Annotated in this window: 25 protein-coding genes; 15 read left to right on the top strand and 10 right to left on the bottom strand. The window is 63.4% G+C overall.

The window, feature by feature from the left end; all coding sequences use genetic code 11:
• Positions 1-42: 42 nt before the first annotated feature.
• Complete coding sequence (locus tag JQ572_RS19530; RefSeq protein WP_211384443.1) at positions 43-1185, top strand: CBS domain-containing protein; 1143 nt, start codon at positions 43-45, stop codon at positions 1183-1185.
• 21 nt (positions 1186-1206) lie between these two features.
• A complete protein-coding gene (locus tag JQ572_RS19525) occupies positions 1207-1752 on the top strand; it encodes a mismatch-specific DNA-glycosylase (protein WP_211384800.1) in 546 nt (181 codons plus the stop codon).
• Positions 1753-1872: 120 nt separating this feature from the next.
• Here JQ572_RS19525 and JQ572_RS19520 read toward each other — a convergent pair whose 3' ends face one another.
• A complete protein-coding gene (locus JQ572_RS19520; protein WP_211384442.1) occupies positions 1873-2601 on the bottom strand; it encodes an SDR family oxidoreductase in 729 nt (242 codons plus the stop codon).
• 160 nt (positions 2602-2761) lie between these two features.
• Here JQ572_RS19520 and JQ572_RS19515 point away from each other — a divergent pair, with 160 nt between their 5' ends.
• Both JQ572_RS19515 and JQ572_RS19510 read left to right on the top strand, forming a co-directional pair.
• A complete protein-coding gene (locus tag JQ572_RS19515; RefSeq protein ID WP_211384441.1) occupies positions 2762-3412 on the top strand; it encodes a glutathione S-transferase family protein in 651 nt (216 codons plus the stop codon).
• Positions 3413-3478: 66 nt separating this feature from the next.
• Positions 3479-4174, top strand: coding sequence for a glutathione S-transferase family protein (locus JQ572_RS19510; protein ID WP_211384440.1), 696 nt, complete (start codon positions 3479-3481; stop codon positions 4172-4174).
• A gap of 216 nt (positions 4175-4390) precedes the next feature.
• On the opposite strand, the gene JQ572_RS19505 is transcribed toward JQ572_RS19510, so the two are convergent.
• Positions 4391-4825: a hypothetical protein gene (locus JQ572_RS19505; protein ID WP_211384439.1), complete on the bottom strand. Its 435-nt coding sequence runs from the start codon at positions 4823-4825 to the stop codon at positions 4391-4393.
• Between the two features lie 518 nt (positions 4826-5343).
• On the opposite strand from JQ572_RS19505, the gene JQ572_RS19500 reads away from it, so the two are divergent.
• From JQ572_RS19500 to JQ572_RS19485, 4 genes are all read left to right on the top strand, one after another.
• Positions 5344-5727 (top strand): RidA family protein, encoded by a 384-nt coding sequence (locus tag JQ572_RS19500; RefSeq protein WP_211384438.1) that lies wholly within the window; start codon positions 5344-5346, stop codon positions 5725-5727.
• 155 nt (positions 5728-5882) lie between these two features.
• On the top strand, positions 5883-6143 hold the full coding sequence (locus tag JQ572_RS19495) for a hypothetical protein (protein WP_211384437.1): 261 nt from the start codon (positions 5883-5885) through the stop codon (positions 6141-6143).
• A 241-nt stretch (positions 6144-6384) separates the two neighbouring features.
• Positions 6385-6636 carry a hypothetical protein gene (locus JQ572_RS19490; RefSeq protein WP_211384436.1) on the top strand — a complete coding sequence of 84 codons (252 nt, stop codon included), beginning with the start codon at positions 6385-6387 and terminating at the stop codon, positions 6634-6636.
• 94 nt (positions 6637-6730) lie between these two features.
• Positions 6731-7369, top strand: a complete 639-nt coding sequence (locus tag JQ572_RS19485) for a hypothetical protein (RefSeq protein WP_211384435.1) — start codon at positions 6731-6733, stop codon at positions 7367-7369.
• Positions 7370-7375: 6 nt separating this feature from the next.
• Here JQ572_RS19485 and JQ572_RS19480 read toward each other — a convergent pair whose 3' ends face one another.
• Positions 7376-7861 carry a J domain-containing protein gene (locus JQ572_RS19480; protein ID WP_211384434.1) on the bottom strand — a complete coding sequence of 162 codons (486 nt, stop codon included), beginning with the start codon at positions 7859-7861 and terminating at the stop codon, positions 7376-7378.
• A 171-nt stretch (positions 7862-8032) separates the two neighbouring features.
• Positions 8033-9595 (bottom strand): outer membrane protein, encoded by a 1563-nt coding sequence (locus JQ572_RS19475; RefSeq protein WP_211384433.1) that lies wholly within the window; start codon positions 9593-9595, stop codon positions 8033-8035.
• A gap of 278 nt (positions 9596-9873) precedes the next feature.
• Here JQ572_RS19475 and JQ572_RS19470 point away from each other — a divergent pair, with 278 nt between their 5' ends.
• The gene (locus tag JQ572_RS19470; protein ID WP_211384432.1) at positions 9874-10641 is read left to right on the top strand and encodes an SDR family NAD(P)-dependent oxidoreductase; all 768 of its coding nucleotides are present in this window, start codon (positions 9874-9876) and stop codon (positions 10639-10641) included.
• Between the two features lie 216 nt (positions 10642-10857).
• Complete coding sequence (locus tag JQ572_RS19465) at positions 10858-11106, top strand: helix-turn-helix domain-containing protein (RefSeq protein ID WP_211384431.1); 249 nt, start codon at positions 10858-10860, stop codon at positions 11104-11106.
• Positions 11107-11115: 9 nt separating this feature from the next.
• Here JQ572_RS19465 and JQ572_RS19460 read toward each other — a convergent pair whose 3' ends face one another.
• On the bottom strand, positions 11116-11397 hold the full coding sequence (locus JQ572_RS19460) for a hypothetical protein (RefSeq protein ID WP_211384430.1): 282 nt from the start codon (positions 11395-11397) through the stop codon (positions 11116-11118).
• Between the two features lie 152 nt (positions 11398-11549).
• Here JQ572_RS19460 and JQ572_RS19455 point away from each other — a divergent pair, with 152 nt between their 5' ends.
• Positions 11550-12068: a collagen-like protein gene (locus JQ572_RS19455; RefSeq protein WP_211384429.1), complete on the top strand. Its 519-nt coding sequence runs from the start codon at positions 11550-11552 to the stop codon at positions 12066-12068.
• 3 nt (positions 12069-12071) lie between these two features.
• Here JQ572_RS19455 and JQ572_RS19450 read toward each other — a convergent pair whose 3' ends face one another.
• Entirely contained in the window at positions 12072-12281 is a 210-nt protein-coding gene (locus tag JQ572_RS19450) for a hypothetical protein (RefSeq protein WP_211384428.1), read from the bottom strand.
• Between the two features lie 96 nt (positions 12282-12377).
• On the bottom strand, positions 12378-12644 hold the full coding sequence (locus JQ572_RS19445) for a DUF2277 domain-containing protein (protein WP_211384427.1): 267 nt from the start codon (positions 12642-12644) through the stop codon (positions 12378-12380).
• A 125-nt stretch (positions 12645-12769) separates the two neighbouring features.
• Between JQ572_RS19445 and JQ572_RS19440 the strand changes: the two genes are divergently transcribed.
• Both JQ572_RS19440 and JQ572_RS19435 read left to right on the top strand, forming a co-directional pair.
• Positions 12770-13831: an alpha/beta fold hydrolase gene (locus tag JQ572_RS19440; protein WP_211384426.1), complete on the top strand. Its 1062-nt coding sequence runs from the start codon at positions 12770-12772 to the stop codon at positions 13829-13831.
• Positions 13832-13963: 132 nt separating this feature from the next.
• Positions 13964-14317 carry a hypothetical protein gene (locus JQ572_RS19435; protein ID WP_211384425.1) on the top strand — a complete coding sequence of 118 codons (354 nt, stop codon included), beginning with the start codon at positions 13964-13966 and terminating at the stop codon, positions 14315-14317.
• A gap of 5 nt (positions 14318-14322) precedes the next feature.
• Here the strand turns inward: JQ572_RS19435 and JQ572_RS19430 are convergent, their stop codons facing one another.
• The gene (locus JQ572_RS19430) at positions 14323-14565 is read right to left on the bottom strand and encodes a hypothetical protein (RefSeq protein ID WP_211384424.1); all 243 of its coding nucleotides are present in this window, start codon (positions 14563-14565) and stop codon (positions 14323-14325) included.
• 44 nt (positions 14566-14609) lie between these two features.
• The gene (locus JQ572_RS19425) at positions 14610-16025 is read right to left on the bottom strand and encodes a S8 family peptidase (RefSeq protein WP_211384423.1); all 1416 of its coding nucleotides are present in this window, start codon (positions 16023-16025) and stop codon (positions 14610-14612) included.
• A gap of 187 nt (positions 16026-16212) precedes the next feature.
• On the opposite strand from JQ572_RS19425, the gene JQ572_RS19420 reads away from it, so the two are divergent.
• Positions 16213-16614, top strand: coding sequence for a DoxX family protein (locus JQ572_RS19420; RefSeq protein WP_249129123.1), 402 nt, complete (start codon positions 16213-16215; stop codon positions 16612-16614).
• 31 nt (positions 16615-16645) lie between these two features.
• A complete protein-coding gene (locus tag JQ572_RS19415; RefSeq protein ID WP_211384421.1) occupies positions 16646-17248 on the top strand; it encodes an MSMEG_1061 family FMN-dependent PPOX-type flavoprotein in 603 nt (200 codons plus the stop codon).
• Positions 17249-17318: 70 nt separating this feature from the next.
• On the opposite strand, the gene bfr is transcribed toward JQ572_RS19415, so the two are convergent.
• Entirely contained in the window at positions 17319-17807 is a 489-nt protein-coding gene (gene bfr, locus JQ572_RS19410) for a bacterioferritin (protein WP_011089420.1), read from the bottom strand.
• Positions 17808-17911 lie beyond the last annotated feature (104 nt).

Here is a 17911-nt window from a genome sequence, read left to right as displayed (position 1 = left end):
TAAGCTCTAATCTGCAGGTGCGCAAAACATTGGTGGGGCACGATGTTGATTCCCGACTATATGCGACGGATCGCCGATCGCTTGAACGCTGGTAGGCGTGTCAATCGCATCACGGTGCGGGACTTTTTGGGTATCTTTGGAGCAGAGCGGCGCGGTTCAATAAAAGTTCAAGAAATCCAAGAGGTCCTCGATGCTTTGAACCTCACGACTGTCCCGAACTTTGAGTTAGCTTGGATCGATGAACCGATCTGGTTGAAGCTTAAGGACGGAGCCAAAGCTAAGGTGGCTTCGGATATCATCATCGATGAAATGGCTGAAGACGCGGAATTCGAAGGTACAGCAACACCGCTGACTCCCACTCCCGATCTGGCCGAACCCCCACTCACATCCGCCGCCCCCGATACTCCAACTCGTTCGGAAATTCCCGATGGTATTTCTGGAGAGGACCCAACGTTTCGAATCGGTAGCCTTCCTGCTGCAAACAAGACGCTGATAACAATAAGCAATGACGCTCCGCTCACCAGGGCTATCACATTGATGCTGCAGTACGACTTTTCGCAACTTCCCGTCATGCAGGGAGAACGAGAGGTGAAAGGTGTCATAACTTGGAAGTCGATCGGCCTGAAGCTAGCGATGGGGCAAAAATGTTCGTCGGTCGGCGATTGTCGTGAAGAAATAAGAATTATTGATTCGAACCGAACCCTGTTCGAGGCGATCCCAACTATTGTCGAGTTTGGTTATACCCTCGTGCGAGATCAACAGAATCGGCGCATAACCGGCATCATAACAGCGAGCGATCTAAGCCTTCAATTCCAGACCCTTTCCGAGCCATTTCTGCTCTTGAGAGAAATCGAACTTCATATCCGGCGAATCCTAGGGACGAAGGTCACTGCATCCGATTTCCAAATTCTTGAAGCGGCTGCGCCGGCAAATCGTAAAGTAAGTCAAATTGAAGAACTAACCCTTGGGCAGTATATCAGGCTTCTTCAACATCCAGACGTTTGGACGAAGCTCGCACTCAGCATCGACGCCACCGAATTTGTCCAACTACTCGATCAAGTCCGAAAGATCCGGAATGAGGTTATGCATTTCGATAGAGATCCGATGACGAAGGATCAGTTAGATACGCTAAAGCGTACCGCGCGTTTCATGCAGCATCTTTACGAATATATCCCAAGTCGATAATTGTCTCAAATTCGTACCCCAATCCTTTCCCCGCTCGAAGTCGACGCCCAAGCCTTATCTAAGACTGCCTCCCACCGCCTCCCCGACCAACTCCGCCCCAACCTCCGCCTCGTCTTCGTCGGCACCGCGGCCAGCACACGCTCGGCCGAGCTCGGGCACTACTACGCCCATCCCGGCAACCGCTTCTGGCGCGCGGTCCATGAGGCCGGGATCACGCCGAGGCGCTATCAGCCGGGCGAGTTCGCATCGCTGCTCGAGATTGGCATCGGCTTCACCGATCTCTCCAAGTCGGGGGCGGGGATGGATCACCAGATCGCGGCGGAGACGATCGACGTGCCCGGCTTCAGAGCGAAGATCGAGACGTATCGGCCGCGGACGATTGCGTTCACGAGCAAGAAGGCGGCGAGCTTGTTTTATGGCAAGCCGTCGAGCGGGATTGCGCTCGGGCGGCAGCTGCGTGACGAAAGTCTGCCCGAGGTGTTCGTGCTGCCCTCGCCGTCGGGTGCGGCGTCCGGGCATTGGACGCTGGAGCCGTGGCGGGAGCTGGCGAAGTGGATCGCTTGGTAGGGTGGGCAAAGGCGCTCTTGCGCCGTGCCCACCATCTCTCCACAAATCCGGCAAAACGGTGGGCACGGCGCGCGAAGAGCGCGCCTTTGCCCACCCTACGAGAGCTACGCATCCTGGACACTAAAGATCGAAATTGGTCGGCAGCATCACCACGTCTCGAATGGTCATGCCGCGCGGCCGCGTCAGCATGAACATCACGACCTCGGCCACGTCGCTGGCCTCCAGCAGGCTGCCGGAGTCCCTGGCTTCCTTCAGCTTCTCGGGCGGCCAGTCCACGAGCAGTGCGCTGACGACCGGGCCGGGCGAGATCGAGCCGACGCGGATGCCGTGCTTGAAGACCTGGCGCCGCACCGTCTGGACAAAGCAGTTGATCGCCCATTTGGACGACGCATAGACCGGCTCCCATGGCGTCGGAAAATGCGCCGCCAGCGAACTCGTGACGATGATGTCGCCGGTCCGGCGCGCGATCATGTGCGGCAGCACGTCGTGCACGTTCTTCATCACGACGTTGACGTTCAGGTTCAGCATCCGGTCGATCGCCGTGGTGTCGGCATCGACCAGGTCGCCGCCGACATAGGTCCCCGCATTTGCATGCAGGATGTCAAGCTTGCCTGTCTTCTCCAGAACGCGCGGCAGCAGCGATGCACAGTCTTTTGGATCCAGCAGGTCCACGACCAGTGGAATCACCGCGTCACCGTGCTTGTTGCAGAGCGCCTCGAGCGCGGCGGCGTCGCGGTCGACCATCACCACGCGCGCGCCCGCGGCCAGCATCGCCTCGGTGCTTGCCAATCCGATGCCGGACGCGGCCCCGGTCACGGCGGCAACCTTGCCTTCCAATTCGTTTCCCATGGGCACACCATCCTGCTGAGATTGGCAGTATAGCGATCCAGGGCGACCTGGCGAAGTGGATCACGCCGCCAAACTGTCGCGCGGGCAAAGCCTCATCATGTCGGAATCCGCGTCGGCCGTTCGTCCTTTGGACAAATCGCATTCACTCCGGAGTTCCCAGATGCATCCCACCATCACCGCCTTCGAAAGCTCTCCCGACCGCGGCCGGGGACAGGCCCGCGACATGCGGGTGCGCTGGGCGCTGGAAGAGGTCGGCCAGCCCTACAATGTGCGCCTCGTATCGTTCAAGGCGATGAAGGAACCCGCGCACATTGTGTTGCATCCGTTCGGGCAAATTCCGACCTATGAGGACGGCACTCTCACCCTGTTCGAGTCCGGCGCGATCGTGCTCCATATCGCGGAGCGTCATGCCGGGCTGCTGCCCGACGACGCCAACGCCAGGAGCCGCGCGATCGCGTGGATGTTCGCCGCGCTGAGCACGCTGGAGCCGCCGGTCGTCGAGCTCGGAATGGCGATGCTGTTCGAGCGCGACAGGAGCTGGTACGCGGAGCGACTGCCCATGCTGCAGGATCGCGTCCGTGTCAGGCTCGGCGAATTGTCCCGCCGCCTCGGCGCGGCCGACTGGCTCGACGGCGCGTTCAGCGCCGGTGATCTCATGATGGTGACCGTGCTGCGCCGGTTGCACACATCGGGCCTGCTGGACGAATATCCTGACATCGCCGCCTATGTCGCCCGCGGCGAAGCGCGGCCGGCGTTCAGGCGGGCGTTCGATGCGCAGCTGGCGGTGTTCACCGCGGCGTCGCGTTCGTAGGGGCACTCCCTCATTGCGTCCGCCACGGCTCCCCTGCATGCTATCCCCAACGCAGAGGAGCGTCCCATGCTGACCCTCTACTCCTATCCCGAACTGTTCGGCGTCGCCGACAACAACGGTTACGGCCTCAAGGTCTACGCCTTCCTCAAGCTCGCCGGCGTGCCGTTCGTGCACGAGCACGTCTTCGATGCCTCCGCCGCGCCGCGCGGGCAGCTGCCTTACGTCGTCGACGACGGCGAGACCATCGGCGACAGCGAGACCATCATCGCGCACGCGACCGCGAAATATCGCCTGGGCATCGATGCCGCATTATCGCCGGAGCAGCGCCGCACCAATCATTTCGTCACGCGCATGCTCGACGACCTCTACTGGGTGATGTCGTATTCGCGCTGGAAGGACGATCGCTTCTATCCGGCGTTCCGCGACGGCTTCATCGCGCAGCATCCGCAGATCGACGCGGACGGATTCGAGAAGGCGAAGGCGTACAATGCACAGCGCTATCATTACCAGGGCATCGGCCGCTACACGCCCGATCAGGCCTACGCGCGAGGGCTCGCCGATTTGCAGGTGCTGGCCGAGATCGTGCCGGCGAACGGCTTCGTCCATGGCGAGCGGCCGACCAGCGTCGATGCCGGCATCTACGGCTTCATCGCCAACATTTTCTTCTTTCCAATCCCGACGCCGCTGAAGGCCTTCGTCGATGCGCAGAGAAATCTCGTCGCGCATTGCGCGCGGATTCATGCGGCGGTGACGGGAGCGTAGGCCGGGCTTCGTATCTCGTAGGGTGGGCAAAGCGACTTGTCCGCCGTAGCTCGAAGAGCGAAGGCGGAAGCGTGCCCACCGTCCCTTTCGCCCGCGGCCATCCTTCGAGACGGCTGCTCCGCAGCCTCCTCAGGATGAGGCCTGTAATTGCGGAGACGGAGATGATGGTGGGCACGGCGCTTGCGCGCCTTTCCCCACCCTACGGCACCGCGTGCCCTACCGCATCGTGATCGCAAGCCCGCTGAGATCCGCATTCGCCATCAGGCCGGTCTGGTAGCCCGACAGCTCCAGCACCGCGCCCTTCTGGTTGGTCAGCACGATGGCGCGGGCGCCGCGGCCGACAGCGAGGCCGGCACCGGCGGCGCCGTAGACACCGGCGACGTCGGAGGGGCGGTTGATGTTGGAGACGCGGCCGCGCAGCACGGTCTTGGAGCCGCCGAACACGAGGCCGTAGTCGAGCCCGCCGGTGGAGAGCGAATAGGAGCGGCCGCGGAAGTTCAGCATGCCCGAGCCGCCGGAACCGCCGATGATCCAGCCCGCTTTGTAGATCGTCAGCACCACGGTGCCGCCATCGGCCATTGCCGAGGTCGAGAGCCCGGCAAGGGCGGCAATTGCGACCAGCGCGGCGCGGAAGGTGGATGCGAACTTCATGGGGCGTCTCCGGGGGCTATTTTTCAAGGAGGGAATCGAATCAGACGGGTCGAATCTATCCGATGGATCGCGGCGGCAACATGATGGTATGAGTTTCCGCAAGTGCGGTGCTGACTTGAGTTCGCGGAAAGTCCTCATTCTCCGTCATTGCGAGCGCAGCGAAGCAATCCAGAATCTTCCCGCGGTGGCAGTCTGGATTGCTTCGCTGCGCTCGCAATGACGGGTGCGGATGGATGCCGGCGTCTCCCCCGGAGGGCCGCACGCGGGGAGAGGCGAACTCCCGCCCACACCGGCACCATCGCGATCATGCCATTCTGCTCCTGCTTTGCCCGACGGGTCAAGCGATATTTCGGATTAAATGAATTCGAGGAAATCCAGCGACTTCTCTACTGTGCATGGGGTTGTTTTCGCATTTTCTACTTTTGCCCCTGCGCCGGCCCTCCCGATCCCGATTGCAACTGCCCCGCATCCCGCTACGCTGATGCGGGCCACGCGACCGTCCCATCCGAGGTGATCCCATGCCGATCCAGCATTTCGCGCCCCCGCCGCACGTCAAGGCGCCGCCGCTGTCCTTTGCGACGCGCGCCGGCGATCTCCTGTTCGTCTCCGGCATTCCCGGCTTCGACGCAGCCGGCGCGCTGCCCGACGGGTTCGAGGCGCAGTTCGCCAACGTCGTCGTCAACATCAAGCGCGTGCTGGACGAGGCCGGCGCTGGCATTCGCGACCTCGTCAAGGTCAACGTGCTCCTGACCCGCGCCTCGGACGTTGCCGCCATGAACGCGCTCTATGCCGGCGCGTTCGGCCCACCGCCCTACCCTGCACGCACCACCTGCGTGGTGCAGGCGCTGCCCGGTCCGACGATGCTGATCGAGATCGAGGCAGTGGCGTCGCTGGCGAAGTGAGTCACGCCTTGCACGTGTGACTTGCCGGGCACTCGGCCAAACCAAGTGCGCGGCTCTATCTGACATATCCGTGAACTGCCGCTCCCCGGCTTGCAAAGCACCTGCTTTTACCGCACGAATTTTCGGGTCACCCTTCCCCACAAGGAGATTATTTCATGCGTCGCGTTCTCGCCCTTTGTGCCGTTGCCGGCATCGCCACCTCCGTCTTCGCCGTGCCGGCCTCGGCCAAGGTCGGCTATTACGTGATCCGCTGGGACAACACCGGCATCTGCCAGGTCTGGAACGAGGACCTGAAGTACAAGCCGCTGCAGTGGGGCGTGTCGACCTACAAGGTCGTCAGCAAGCCGCTCCCGACCTTCACCGCGGCCTCGGACCTCCAGATCAAGCTGCGCGCGGAGCGCCGCTGCACGCTCTGAGCCTGACGCGCCAGATCGAATTCAAGGGGCGGATCGCGCGAGCGGTCCGCCCTTTTTCCTTTCGACGGGCCGCTGGTTTTCCCGGGCCAAATCACCCATTTCCGGCGCACGCGCTTTGAACCTGCCCCGCCGATGGAACTACTCACATCTTGTCCGGGGCGCGCACCCCCAAAGCGTCCCGCACCACCCCTCCCCGTCATTGTCGGGAGGCGCATCACAACTTTCATTTGAGGAGCTGATCATGCGTCGTATTTCCGTGCTGTGCGCTGCTGCGGGCCTTGCCCTTGCGGCCTTCGCAGCCACCAGCCAGGCCGAAGCCGGCTATCATCTGATCCGCTGGCAGAACGGCGGTTTCTGCCAGATCTGGGACGAGAGCATCCCGACCACACCGTGGCCCTCCGACTACGCTCGCGTCAGCGCCACCGTGCCGACCTTCGGCGACGCGCTCATGTTGAAGGACCATGCGTTGAAGGACGGCCACTGCAGCTGGTAAGATTTCGATCGGCGGACGACAAGGGTCGGGCAAGGATGCGATGCTAGCGTCCTTGCCCGATCGCGTTTCCAGCCACTCCTTGCGGGATCAATCGATGCGCACGCTCACCACGACGGCCGCCATATTCGGCGTTGCTTTCGCACTCGCCTCCGCAAGCCAGGCGCAGGCGCCGCAATCCTTCCGCGTGATCTCGCCGATCTTCGGTCAGCTCGTCAGCTTCGCGATGCCGTCGAATTTCGTCGTTGTGTTCGAGAACACCAAGGGCGGGCACTACATCCGCGAGGCGGTGCTGAAGGGCGAGACGCCCGAGCGCTGGACCCAGATGATCACCGTGACAGGCGAGAAGGGCATGACGCTGACGCCGGGTGCATCGCCGGAGAAATTCGCGGGCTCGATCGCCGGCGGCTTCATATCCGCCTGCCCCGACAGCTTCGCGGCAAAATCGCTCGGCGCCGCGAATTTCGGCCGCTTCGAAGGTTTTGTCGCGGTGATCGGCTGCGGCCGCATCGATAGCGGCCCGACCCGGCACACCGAGACCGCGCTGCTGGTCACGCTCAAGGGCGCGAGCGACTACTACACCATCCAATGGGCCGAGCGCGGCCCCGAAAGCGACGAGCCGCCGGTCAATGACGAGCGCTGGCAGGCGCGTCTGCGCGAGCTCAGCCCGATCGAGCTCTGCCTGATCGTCGCAGGTGAAGCTGCGCCCTATCCGAGCTGCGTGAACAAGAGCTGAGCGCTCTCACGCGTCCTTGTGCGCGCCGGGATGGATCAGGATATCGCGCGCGGCGGCGAGATCGATGAAGGCTTCCGCGCTGCCGCCCCGGTCGGGATGCATGCCCTTGGCGGCGCGGCGATAGGCCTGGTTGATGTCCTCGCAGGTGAGCTGCACCGCGAGCGGCAGGCCGAGCATCTTGCGGGCACGATCCTCGCTGGATAGATTCTTCGGCTTGGCATTGCGGCGGCCGAAGCGCGGCGCGGTCAGATCATGAACGACGTCGAGAACCACGCCGATGCGGCGCTGGGCCGCCAGCGCGATGCCGTGATCGTCATTGTCCGCGGCCTGTCGCAGCACCGGAAGCGCCTGCTCGGCCGCCTGGCGCAGCATGGTGTCGGTGCTCATCCGCGCGATCTCGGCGACGAGCCGGCCCGCCTCGGCCCAATCAGCCGGCTGCGCCGACCGCAGGCGTTCGAGAGCGAGTTTCCAGGATTCAAGCCGTTCCATCATGCGCGCAACGTTTAGCAATCAAGAACAGTATGCCAAGGCCGCCGTTTCCGACCCCTTAATTTCGAGTTAGCTTTTCATGAAACTTAGAAGCGAAATTGTCATGGCATTGCTCGCTAACCATATCGCCGTCGTCACGCCACCCACCGGATAAGCGGCCGGAGCCCGCACCGGTCAATTGAACTGATACGCGAGACCGAAGGTCGCGACGTGGCTGCGCAGCGTAACATCGAAAGTGTCGACGGTGTTGCTGGGCGCGAAGTGCGACGTTCGGCTGATCCTGTAAGTCGACGTGCCGAAATCGGCAAAGCCGTATTCGGCGCGCGCCAGCCAGTGATGGCCCAGCGCCGTCTCCAGGCCGCCGCCGATGGTCCAGCCGAGCTTCGTCGTGGAATTCGCTATCACCGACGGCGATAGATTGAACAAGGTCCGGCAGGGTGCGCTCCCGCAGGTCGAGATCACCTCGTCATGCTGCCACGCAGCACCGCCGCTCGCGAATAGCAGCGTCGCCGGCGTCACCAGGAAGCCGAGACGCGCTCGCAGGCTCGCGTCCCATGTTGTCTTCACCACAAGGGAATCGGCGGCCTCGTGGAAGGTGCCGAAGGCAGGCGACACCGGATATCCGGCAAGCGTGGCGCTCCGGTCGGCAAAGCCGGCGTCGCCCTCGATACCGGCAACCCATTTGGGCGCGAATTGCCAGTTGACGCCGGCATAGGGGCTGGCGCGGAACGCGGTGCCGTTGAACGGCACGATATGCTCAGCAATCGGGATCGGCGCACCGCCAAACACTTCCGATCTCGCCGCCGCATTCGCCTGCAGCGCGCGGGCACCGAGACCAAGACCGAGATAGGGGCCGGTCCACGACGTCGCGATCGGCGCTGCCTTGGTGATCGCTGCCTGCGCTCCTGCCACGATCGGGTCGCCAAATTTGTAGGCCACGCCGAACGAGGCATTGTGAGTCCGCATTTTCAGATCGAAATTGTCCGAGGTCGGATTGAGGGGTGAACCGGAAGGGCCGGTTCGTGCAATGGTGAAAGGCGTCGCGCCGAAATCGGCATAGCGATATTCGGCACGTGCAATCCAGTTGCCGCCAAGCGCAGTCTCGATGCCGCCGCCGACGGTCCAGCCGGCCTGGATGCGTGAGGCCGAGATCACGGAGGGCGAGAGGCCAAAGTCAAGACAGCCGTCGATGGCACAGATCGAACTGAATTCGCTGCGCTGCCAGGCGACGCCGCCGGTCGCATAGGCCAGCGTGGCGGGTGTGAGCAGGAAGCCGAGACGCGCACGCAGGCTGGCGTCCCAATCGGTCTTCACCGTCAGTCTATCGGGCGGCCGGGCAAAGAAGCTGAAGCCGGGCGAGAACGCCTGCGACTGGCGCGTGGTCGACTGGTCGGCGAAGCCGACATCGCCCTCAAGGCCTGCGACCCATTGCGGGGCAAATTGCCAGTTGAATCCGACATTGGAACTGGTGCGAAAGCCGAGCCCGTCGAAGGACGCGGCGGTTGGCCGGCCATCCGCCAGATTTTGCGGGATGCCGGCAATCGTCTCCGATGCCGTCGTGGCGTCGGTGCGCGAGGCGCGGAAGCCAAACCCGAGACCGGCATAGAAGCCGCTCCAGGGCGACGCTGCTGCCGGCGGGGCCTTGTCGGCGGGCGCGGCCCCGATATCCGCCGCCAGGGCAGGCCCCATCACCGCGAGCGCGATCAGCGCCGCACTTCCGCATGTGACTTTCTTCATGCGCCCCTGTCCCCATCGGCGCGCGGAATCGTCGCGGCCCCATATGTCCGGAACAAGATGTGAGGCCAGCGGCTCCAGACTTCTTGGACGCAAACGACCGCGGATTGGACAGGCACGAACCGGCGCCCTTTCTGCGGTGGCGTGGCATCTTTGCCACATACACAGGGGTGTCCTCGCCGCGATTGCATGAGGCGCGAGCGCCGCGCGACGTTTTCGTCGCTTCGGTTTTCAACTAGTCTTGCCGCCAACATTCAAAAACAAACAGCCGAGGAAACCCCATGCCGCTTCTCCAAAACCACATCGCCGTCGTCACGGGCGCCGGGTCCGGCATCGGCCGCGCCATCGCGGCCGGCTACGCCCGCGAGGGCGCGCAAGTGGTGCTGCTCGATGTCAACGCCGACACCGTCGCGGAAGCCGCCGCGGAGATCCGCAAGGCCGGCGGCAGGGCCGAGAGCTTTGCGCTGGACGTGACAAGACGCGAGGATTGCTTTGCACTGGCAAAGCAAGTCGCCGACAAGGTCGGGCAGGTTTCGATCCTCGTCAACAATGCCGGCATCACCCGCCGCAACGCCTTCACCGCGGAGACCGAGACGGTGGCGAAGGACTGGAACGACATCATCTCGCTCAATCTCAACGGCGTCTTCAATATGACGCAGGCGTTCCTCAGCCCGTTGCGCGCAGCCAAGGGCCGTATCGTCAATATCGGCTCGATCCAGTCCTTCGTGCATCTGCGCACGCCGAGCTCGGCGGCCTACACCACCTCGAAGCACGGCGTGCTCGGCTTCACCAAGGCGCTCGCGGTCGAGCTCGGCAGGGACGGCGTGCGCGTCAACGCGATCGGGCCCGGCTTCATCGAGACCAACATCAACGCCAATGTGCGCGCCACCAATCCGGCGCTGGTGCAGGCCTTCGTCGACCACACCCCGCTGGCGCGCACCGGCAAGCCCGAGGACATCGTTGGCCCCGCAGTCTTCCTTGCCTCGGACCTGTCGTCTTACGTCACGGGAACGATCGTGATGGTGGATGGCGGATATCGAACGGTGTGAGCGATGGCTGCTTTTTGACGCGAAGTATGCTCGCGGGAATATGCAATCCGTGCCAATCGCGGCGGCTTCGGGGTATTCCTGAGGTCAATTGGTGCGATCGCCCGCGGTTAACCTTTCGTTAACCAAACCCGCCCACCGTAGATCTACGGCTTGGGGGTCGTTTGTTCTCGATCCGCTTCCAAAGACGGAAGCGGGCGTTGATCGGGGAGTGAGTCGATGACCACTGTTCATGTCGCTGCGTCCGAACCGGGCGCGTATTTCCTTGCACCCAACCAGATCGTTCCATTGCTGATCGGCGCGACCGTCGGCGAGGTCGAGCGCGAGCTCGTGCTCCAGACGCTTGCGCGCTGCGACGGCAACCGGACGCGCGCATCGCGCGTGCTCGGCCTGTCGGTGCGGACGCTGCGCAACAAGATCAGGATCTATGCCGCTTCCGGCATCGAGGTGCCTGCCTATCACGACTAGCGCGTGACGTCAGTCCGCCTGCGACGCCTTGCGTGACGATGCACCGCGCGACCAGCGTCGCAGCTCGTGCCGTAGATGTGCGACGGCTAAGAGTGCAAGTGAGATGATCGCAACCGCCGCTGCGATCATCTCGATCGTGCGGAGCAGGAAGGCCGTCATGACCGCCCATGTCGGCTGCGGCTCCTCGGCGAATGCGACCGGCACGATGTCTGGCACCAGCAGGTGAGCGAGGCCGAGCGCGGCCACGAGGATGACAGCGAACAGGCAAAAGACGTTCCACGCTACGCGCATCGGTCGCTCCTTGCCGGGACTGCGCACGATCAATGACACGGCGCCTCGTGCCGCCGATTGATGTTGATCAAGCCCTGCGCATTGCCCGGGCGGAATTGCTGCCGTCGTCAAACGCCGCTAAGTAGCTTGCTTCCGGTCAAGGGAGCAGTGGCGTGGCAGACGAACAGAAACGGCAGGGACCTCAGGGACCGCGAGGGCGGCAGGGCGAACCGGGTCGGCCGGGCCCGCAGGGTCATCCGGGCAAGCGGGGGCCGGATGGCGCGCGCGGCAAGCCGGGACCGCAGGGCAAGCCGGGCCCGATCGGAAAGGCCGGACCGTTGGGCAAGCCCGGTCCGCAGGGCAAGCAGGGCGAAGCCGGCCCGCGCGGGGCCGCCGGAGCACAGGGATCGATCGGACCGCAGGGACCGGCGGGGCCGCAAGGCCCGCGCGGCGAACCCGGGCCGCCCGGCCCATTGCCGTCGATCGAGCAGGTGCTGCCGTGGCTCGATCAGCTTTTCGACGCCTGGGATGAACGCCGCCGCCAGCGCGAGCATGAAGCTGCCGAGCGCGCGGCGCTGGAGGCCGCCGTGCAGGAGGCCGACGACGTACCCCTCGATGACGAGGACGACGGCAGCGAAGGCGACGATCACAGGAAAAAGAAGAAAAAGAAGAAGCACGGCAACAAGGATTAGCGGCTACTGGTCCTCACGCCGCGGCAGCATGCCCATGCGCTCGAATTGCCAGCGCATGGCGCGGTACCAGAGATAGCCGACCGCCGCGCCGCACAGGGCGAGGATCACGACGTTCGCGCTCGAGAACGAACCGCTCCACCACATCATCCACGCGGTCCACAGCAGCGTGAAGGCGATGGCACCTGCTTTCAGCGGAAGAAGGGGGCGGTTCATGATCGTGCTCCGGGCTGTCAAAACCCCGGCGAGCATCATTGCAAGTTGAGGCGCTCCAGACCGTGAGCCAGGTCACGGAACGGACGTTCGATCCGCCTAACCGAAGCGCAGCCGCGAACGCTCCTTGGCCTTCTCCGCCTCGATCTCGCGGTCGCGCGCCGGCGCATGGGTGTGCAGCGACGTCAGGAGTTTTCGCGCGGCCTCCGAGACCTCCGCGACGGCGCGGTCGAAGGCGGCCTGGTTGGCCTGCGACGGCTTGTTGAAGCCGGACAGTTTTCGCACGAACTGGATCGCGCTGGCGTGGATCTCGTCCTCCGTCGCGGGTGGCTCGAAGTTGAACAACGTCTTGATGTTGCGGCACATGCAGGCTCTCCGGACATTTCCCTCGAGGACGATCGGCGGAAGGGAAATCCTACATCCTTCCGGACAATTCTGCTAAGTTCCGCCCCAACGCGGCCGCCGGATACGAGCCGCATGGGGAGAGAAACATGAAAGCTTCTTGCGCAGCGCTGTCGGCCATCCTGCTGTCCATCGCAATACCCGCCATGGCCGCCGACTACCCGGCGCCCAAGCAGGGCGACTGGATCGCCAGGGATTTCAAGTTCCACACCGGCGAGACCATGCCGGAACTGAAGCTGCACTACACCACCGTCGGAGAGCCGACCGGCCAGCCGGTGCTGGTGCTGCATGGCACCGGCGGCTCGGGCGCGAGCATGCTGTCGCCCGCCTTTGCCGGCGAGCTGTTCGGCGCGGGGCAGCCGCTCGACGCGTCCAGATATTACATCATCATCCCCGACAATATCGGCCATGGCAAATCGTCGAAGCCGTCCGACGGGATGAAGGCGGGCTTCCCAAAATACGATTACGACGACATGGTCGAGGCGCAATATCGCCTGGTGACGGAAGGGCTCGGGGTCAAGCATCTGCGGCTCGTCATCGGCAATTCGATGGGCGGCATGCACACCTGGCTGTGGGGCGAGAAATATCCGAAGGCAATGGACGCGCTGGTCCCGATGGCCTCGCAGCCGACCGAGATGGCGTCGCGCAACTGGATGCTGCGGCGGATCATGCTCGACACCATCCGCAGCGATCCCGACTACAATGGCGGCAATTACACCAGCCAGCCGCGCATGATGAAATACGCCGTCACCGCCTACGGCATCGCGAGCATCGGCGGAACGCTGGCCTATCAATCGCAGGCGCCGACGGCGGCCAAGGCCGACAAGATCGTCGACGAACGGCTGGCGACGCCGATCACGGCTGATGCGAACGACTTCGTCTATCAATGGGAGTCCTCGCACGACTACAATGCCGGCGAGAAGCTGGAGCAGATCGAGGCATCGCTGCTGCTGATCAATTCCGCCGACGACGAGCGCAACCCGCCCGAGACCGGCATCACGGACGCTGCGATGAAGCGGGTCAAGAACGGCAAGCTGTATCTGATCCCCGCAAGCACCGAGACCCGCGGCCACGGTACCACCGGCAACGCGAAATTCTATGTCGAGCAGATCAGGCAATTGCTGCAGACCGCACCGCAGCGGACGATGTAACGCGGCAGGCCGCTCGTATCGCAACGCATCATATGCGGCGCCTCGGCGCCGCATATTATTTGAGCATGCAATGAGCTGACAGCTCGGGCTTAATCGCATCAACGACACGAATCGAACGCGACGGAGGATCGCATGCACAGGCTCGCGCTGTGCGTTTGGCTGGCCGCGACGATGGCGCTGACGAGCGCCACGTTCGCGTTCGACAATGGCCAACACGACCACGTGCCGCCCGACATCCGCGCCTGGTTCAAGAGTGTGATCGCACCGAACGGCGTGCCCTGCTGCGACATTTCCGACGGCCATCGTACCGAGTACGATGTGCGGGGCGGCAACTATTGGGTGCCGATCGAGGGACAATGGATGGAGGTGCCCGACCGCGCCATCATCCGCGACCGCGGCAATCCGGTCGGACAGGCCGTCGTGTGGTACGTCCACCACCGCGGCGCCATCATCATCAGCTGCTTCGTGCCGGCGGATGCGGTGTAGATCACTCAGGCCTTGAGGTCTCGCCTGGGCGCGGCCTCTACATATTCGATGTCATCGCCGAAATCGACGAGCGCGGCGCGAACGGACTTGGCGTCGGCCTCAGCGACGGTGAAGATCGCCGCGAGGTTTTGCCGCTTCTGGCCCGGAAACAGGTTCTCGGCGACATAGCCGGCATCGCCGAGCGTCTTGATGATCATGCGCCGCCGGCGCTGATCGACACGATCGTGGAATTTGAACTGCACGGACATACCGAGAAGCTAGCCGTTCGCGGCGCCCGTTCAAGGTCGCAGACCTATTTTCGTCCCTTCCTCGCTTTGGCTGTTTTCTTGCCGGTTTTCCTGCCGATTTTCCTGCCCGTCTTTGCACGGCCGAGCGCAGCGGCAACGTCCAGGAGGCCGGCACCATATTCTTGCGTGAAATCCCTTCCCCGCATCGCCGGCAATTTCGTCGCGGTCGCGATCAGGCGCCTGGCGACCGCAAGCCCGGCCGCCCTGGATTTCGGCCTGTTGATATAGACGAGTGCGGCGGCACCCGTGACATGCGGCGTTGCCATCGACGTTCCGGGCCAGGAATCGTAGCTGGTATGGTCGGCGAAGCTTGCCTTCACCCGGGGTACCGTCGACAGGATGTTGACCCCCGGGGCGACCAGCTTGATGTGCTTCCCCGTGTTGGAGAACGAGGCGCGCCGATGGGACTCGTCGACGGCGCCAACTCCGATCGTGTCCGCGTAGCCCGCCGGATACTCCTTCGGGTTGCCGTCCTCGAACTCGTTGCCCATGGCGGTGGAGATGACGACGCCGGCATCGATCAGTTCGGCGAAGATCGTCGCTTCCGCCTTCGAATGGTCCTCACCCCCAATGCTGAGGTTGATGACCTTGATGCTGGAATCGAGCGCAGCCGCGAGCGCCTTGCTGTAGAACTCGAAGTTGAAGTTCTCGTCGTCGCCTGGGCGCTTGGGATCGTCAAACACCTTCCAGCAATGCAGACGGCAATTGGCCACGCCTGCGATGCCGGCCGAATTATTGACCACGGCCGCGATCGTGCCGCTGACATGGGTGCCATGGCCGAGGAAATCGCGCGCGACGTTGCCGTCGTGACGATATTCCTCGATCGTTTCTGCGAGATCGGGATGTCGGGCGTCGACACCACTGTCGAGCACGGCAACGTGAACCCGCCCCGCACCTGGCCGCGGTCTGTCGAACCACCTGATGGCGCGAAGGCCCCACTGCCGAATCTTCATGGGATCGGCCGCGGCACTGAGCCATCGGTTGGGAACGGGCTCGATCAGGTCCACCGCCCTGGAGGCACGCAGGCGCTTCAGGACTCCTTCGTCCATCTTCCTGTCCTTCACCTGCACGATCTGAAATCCGGCCAGCGCCTCCCGCGGAGCCGCCGTTGCGGAGCGTGCCATCGCGCGATGAACCGCGGCCAAAGCCATCGCCTGCGGCCGCGCGGGTGCATCACCACCATCGACCACGAACAGCGGCTTCATCGACTGAAGCCCGAGCTTGTCGTGCAGAAAATCGATCGGACCTCTGACTTCATCGGGCATCGCGGCCATCAGCGCACGCGGCGTCGTCGCCTGAAGTGACATCGCCACGATCTGCCGCAAGGCGGACGGCTTCAACCGAACGATCAACTGTCCCGGGACGTGCTTGCGACGGCGCGGCCCATCGCCCGCGACCCGCATTGCCTGCGTGGGGGCCATGGCGAATTCCTTTCTTTAAAATCGAAAAATTATCTCACGCGTTATAAGCGAAATTGGTATTCAACGCTACCTGAACCATCCGATTGTGCTACTCCCGCTCGCTGCGACATTCGGTGGTCACTCCCTGCCGCGCATGCTATTTCGGCTGATGGATATCAATCGCACCAACGATCGGACACGCACCGTCATGCGCTTCGTTCTCGCGGCATTCTATCTGGCTGCGGGCATCGCGCATCTCTGGGTTCCGGACAAGCTGCTCGCAATCACGCCGCGCTGGGTCCCCTTTGCGATGCAGGTCATCCTCGTCACCGGCGTCTGCGAGATCGCAGGTGCCATCGCGCTGGTGACGAAGCCGCTGCGCTGGTGGGCGGGCGTCGCACTTGCGCTCTATGCGCTTTGTGTGTGGCCGGCGAACATCAGGCACGCCCTGCAGGGCATCGACCTGCCACCCATCCCCAACAGTTGGCTGTACCACGGGCCACGGCTGGTGCTTCAGCCGGTCCTGATCTGGTGGGCTCTGTATTGTGCTGGCGTGGTCGACTGGCCGTGGCGCCGTGAGAAATGGGATAGCGACCAGGCCGGGGAATGATATCCTCGAGCCTCCAATCAGGGAGACCTTCGTGACTGATCTTTGCGCCGAAGACCTCGCCACCATCTATGCCAAGCCGAGCCCGCGCGTGATCGCCAAAGCGCGTCCCGCGATAGATGCGCATGCGAAGAAATTCATCGAGATGTCGCCGTTCTGCGTGCTCGCGACCTCTGGCACCGATGGCAGCGTGGACGCGTCGCCGCGCGGCGGCGGCATCGGCTTCGTCCACGTCGCCGGCCCCAACCAGTTGCTGATGCCCGACCGCTCCGGCAACAACCGGATCGACAGTTTTCGCAACGTCGTCGAAGGCTCGGGCTTCGTACATTTGTTGTTCTTCGTGCCCGGCATCGACGAGACGCTGCGGGTCGGCGGACGCGGCACGCTGTCGGCCGATCCGGACCTGCTCGCCTCGATGGTGGAGTTCGGCAAGCCGCCGCGCGCGGTGCTGAACGTCGCCGTCAGCGAAGTCTATTTCCACTGCGGCAAGGCGCTGATGCGCTCGAAGCTATGGTCCCCGGAGAAGGTGCCGCGCTCGGTGATGCCGAGCATCACCGAAATCATCCACGACCAGACCAGCCTCGGCGAGCCGGACAGTCAGGAGATCGTGGAAGGGCGCTACAAGGCGCAGCTGTAGGCGGCGCAGCCAGCTTTGTGTCGTGCCGGCGAGGCCGGGACGATACGGGAGTGTGTGGCGACCTCAGGGCTCAGTGCCCCTCGCCCTCGAGCCCGCCGACGTGCTTCTGGGTGTAGAGTTCGAGGCCGATGCGGCCGATCAGGTCGAGCTGGGTTTCGAGGAAGTCGATGTGATGCTCCTCGTCGCTCATCAGCTTCTCGAACAGGTCACGCGTGACGTAGTCCTTGACGCCGTGGCAGTAAGTCGCCGCTTCCTGGTACAGGGCCCGCGCGCTCATCTCGGCGGCGAGGTCGCACTCGATGATCTCCTTGACGTTCTGGCCGATGCGCAGGGGATCGAGCACCTGCATGTTCGGGAAGCCGTCGAAGAACAGGATGCGCGCGGTGAGCTTGTCGGCGTGCTCCATTTCCTCGATGGACTCCTTGCGCCAGACCTTGGCCATGTCGAGGAGGCCCCAATTGTCGAGAAAGCGGTAGTGCAGCCAGTACTGGTTGATCGCAGTCAGTTCGTGACGCAGTGCCTTGTTGAGATAGTCGATAACTTTTGCGTCGCCCTGCATGGTTCACTCCAGCTCTTGCAGTCCAAATCGGCCCTAAACCGAATTTAGAACGCTTCTAAATGAGTTTAAAGATGGGAGCAACCGGCTACGGGGACGCAGCCGGG

Source organism: Bradyrhizobium sp. SZCCT0153 (genome assembly GCF_018129995.1).
Classification (GTDB): domain Bacteria; phylum Pseudomonadota; class Alphaproteobacteria; order Rhizobiales; family Xanthobacteraceae; genus Bradyrhizobium; species Bradyrhizobium japonicum_G.
This window is presented reverse-complemented; position numbering and strand designations above follow the sequence as displayed.

Coding starts and splice junctions, on each gene's coding strand:
- JQ572_RS19465 (WP_211384431.1), top strand. CDS start 10,858: ATGACCACTGTTCATGTCGCTGCGTCCGAACCGGGCGCGTATTTCCTT.
- JQ572_RS19495 (WP_211384437.1), top strand. CDS start 5,883: ATGCGTCGCGTTCTCGCCCTTTGTGCCGTTGCCGGCATCGCCACCTCC.
- JQ572_RS19490 (WP_211384436.1), top strand. CDS start 6,385: ATGCGTCGTATTTCCGTGCTGTGCGCTGCTGCGGGCCTTGCCCTTGCG.
- JQ572_RS19510 (WP_211384440.1), top strand. CDS start 3,479: ATGCTGACCCTCTACTCCTATCCCGAACTGTTCGGCGTCGCCGACAAC.
- JQ572_RS19430 (WP_211384424.1), bottom strand. CDS start 14,565: ATGTCCGTGCAGTTCAAATTCCACGATCGTGTCGATCAGCGCCGGCGG.
- bfr (WP_011089420.1), bottom strand. CDS start 17,807: ATGCAGGGCGACGCAAAAGTTATCGACTATCTCAACAAGGCACTGCGT.
- JQ572_RS19435 (WP_211384425.1), top strand. CDS start 13,964: ATGCACAGGCTCGCGCTGTGCGTTTGGCTGGCCGCGACGATGGCGCTG.
- JQ572_RS19470 (WP_211384432.1), top strand. CDS start 9,874: ATGCCGCTTCTCCAAAACCACATCGCCGTCGTCACGGGCGCCGGGTCC.
- JQ572_RS19500 (WP_211384438.1), top strand. CDS start 5,344: ATGCCGATCCAGCATTTCGCGCCCCCGCCGCACGTCAAGGCGCCGCCG.
- JQ572_RS19445 (WP_211384427.1), bottom strand. CDS start 12,644: ATGTGCCGCAACATCAAGACGTTGTTCAACTTCGAGCCACCCGCGACG.
- JQ572_RS19530 (WP_211384443.1), top strand. CDS start 43: ATGTTGATTCCCGACTATATGCGACGGATCGCCGATCGCTTGAACGCT.
- JQ572_RS19520 (WP_211384442.1), bottom strand. CDS start 2,601: ATGGGAAACGAATTGGAAGGCAAGGTTGCCGCCGTGACCGGGGCCGCG.
- JQ572_RS19480 (WP_211384434.1), bottom strand. CDS start 7,861: ATGATGGAACGGCTTGAATCCTGGAAACTCGCTCTCGAACGCCTGCGG.
- JQ572_RS19450 (WP_211384428.1), bottom strand. CDS start 12,281: ATGAACCGCCCCCTTCTTCCGCTGAAAGCAGGTGCCATCGCCTTCACG.
- JQ572_RS19425 (WP_211384423.1), bottom strand. CDS start 16,025: ATGGCCCCCACGCAGGCAATGCGGGTCGCGGGCGATGGGCCGCGCCGT.
- JQ572_RS19475 (WP_211384433.1), bottom strand. CDS start 9,595: ATGAAGAAAGTCACATGCGGAAGTGCGGCGCTGATCGCGCTCGCGGTG.
- JQ572_RS19515 (WP_211384441.1), top strand. CDS start 2,762: ATGCATCCCACCATCACCGCCTTCGAAAGCTCTCCCGACCGCGGCCGG.
- JQ572_RS19460 (WP_211384430.1), bottom strand. CDS start 11,397: ATGCGCGTAGCGTGGAACGTCTTTTGCCTGTTCGCTGTCATCCTCGTG.
- JQ572_RS19420 (WP_249129123.1), top strand. CDS start 16,213: ATGCGCTTCGTTCTCGCGGCATTCTATCTGGCTGCGGGCATCGCGCAT.
- JQ572_RS19440 (WP_211384426.1), top strand. CDS start 12,770: ATGAAAGCTTCTTGCGCAGCGCTGTCGGCCATCCTGCTGTCCATCGCA.
- JQ572_RS19505 (WP_211384439.1), bottom strand. CDS start 4,825: ATGAAGTTCGCATCCACCTTCCGCGCCGCGCTGGTCGCAATTGCCGCC.
- JQ572_RS19485 (WP_211384435.1), top strand. CDS start 6,731: ATGCGCACGCTCACCACGACGGCCGCCATATTCGGCGTTGCTTTCGCA.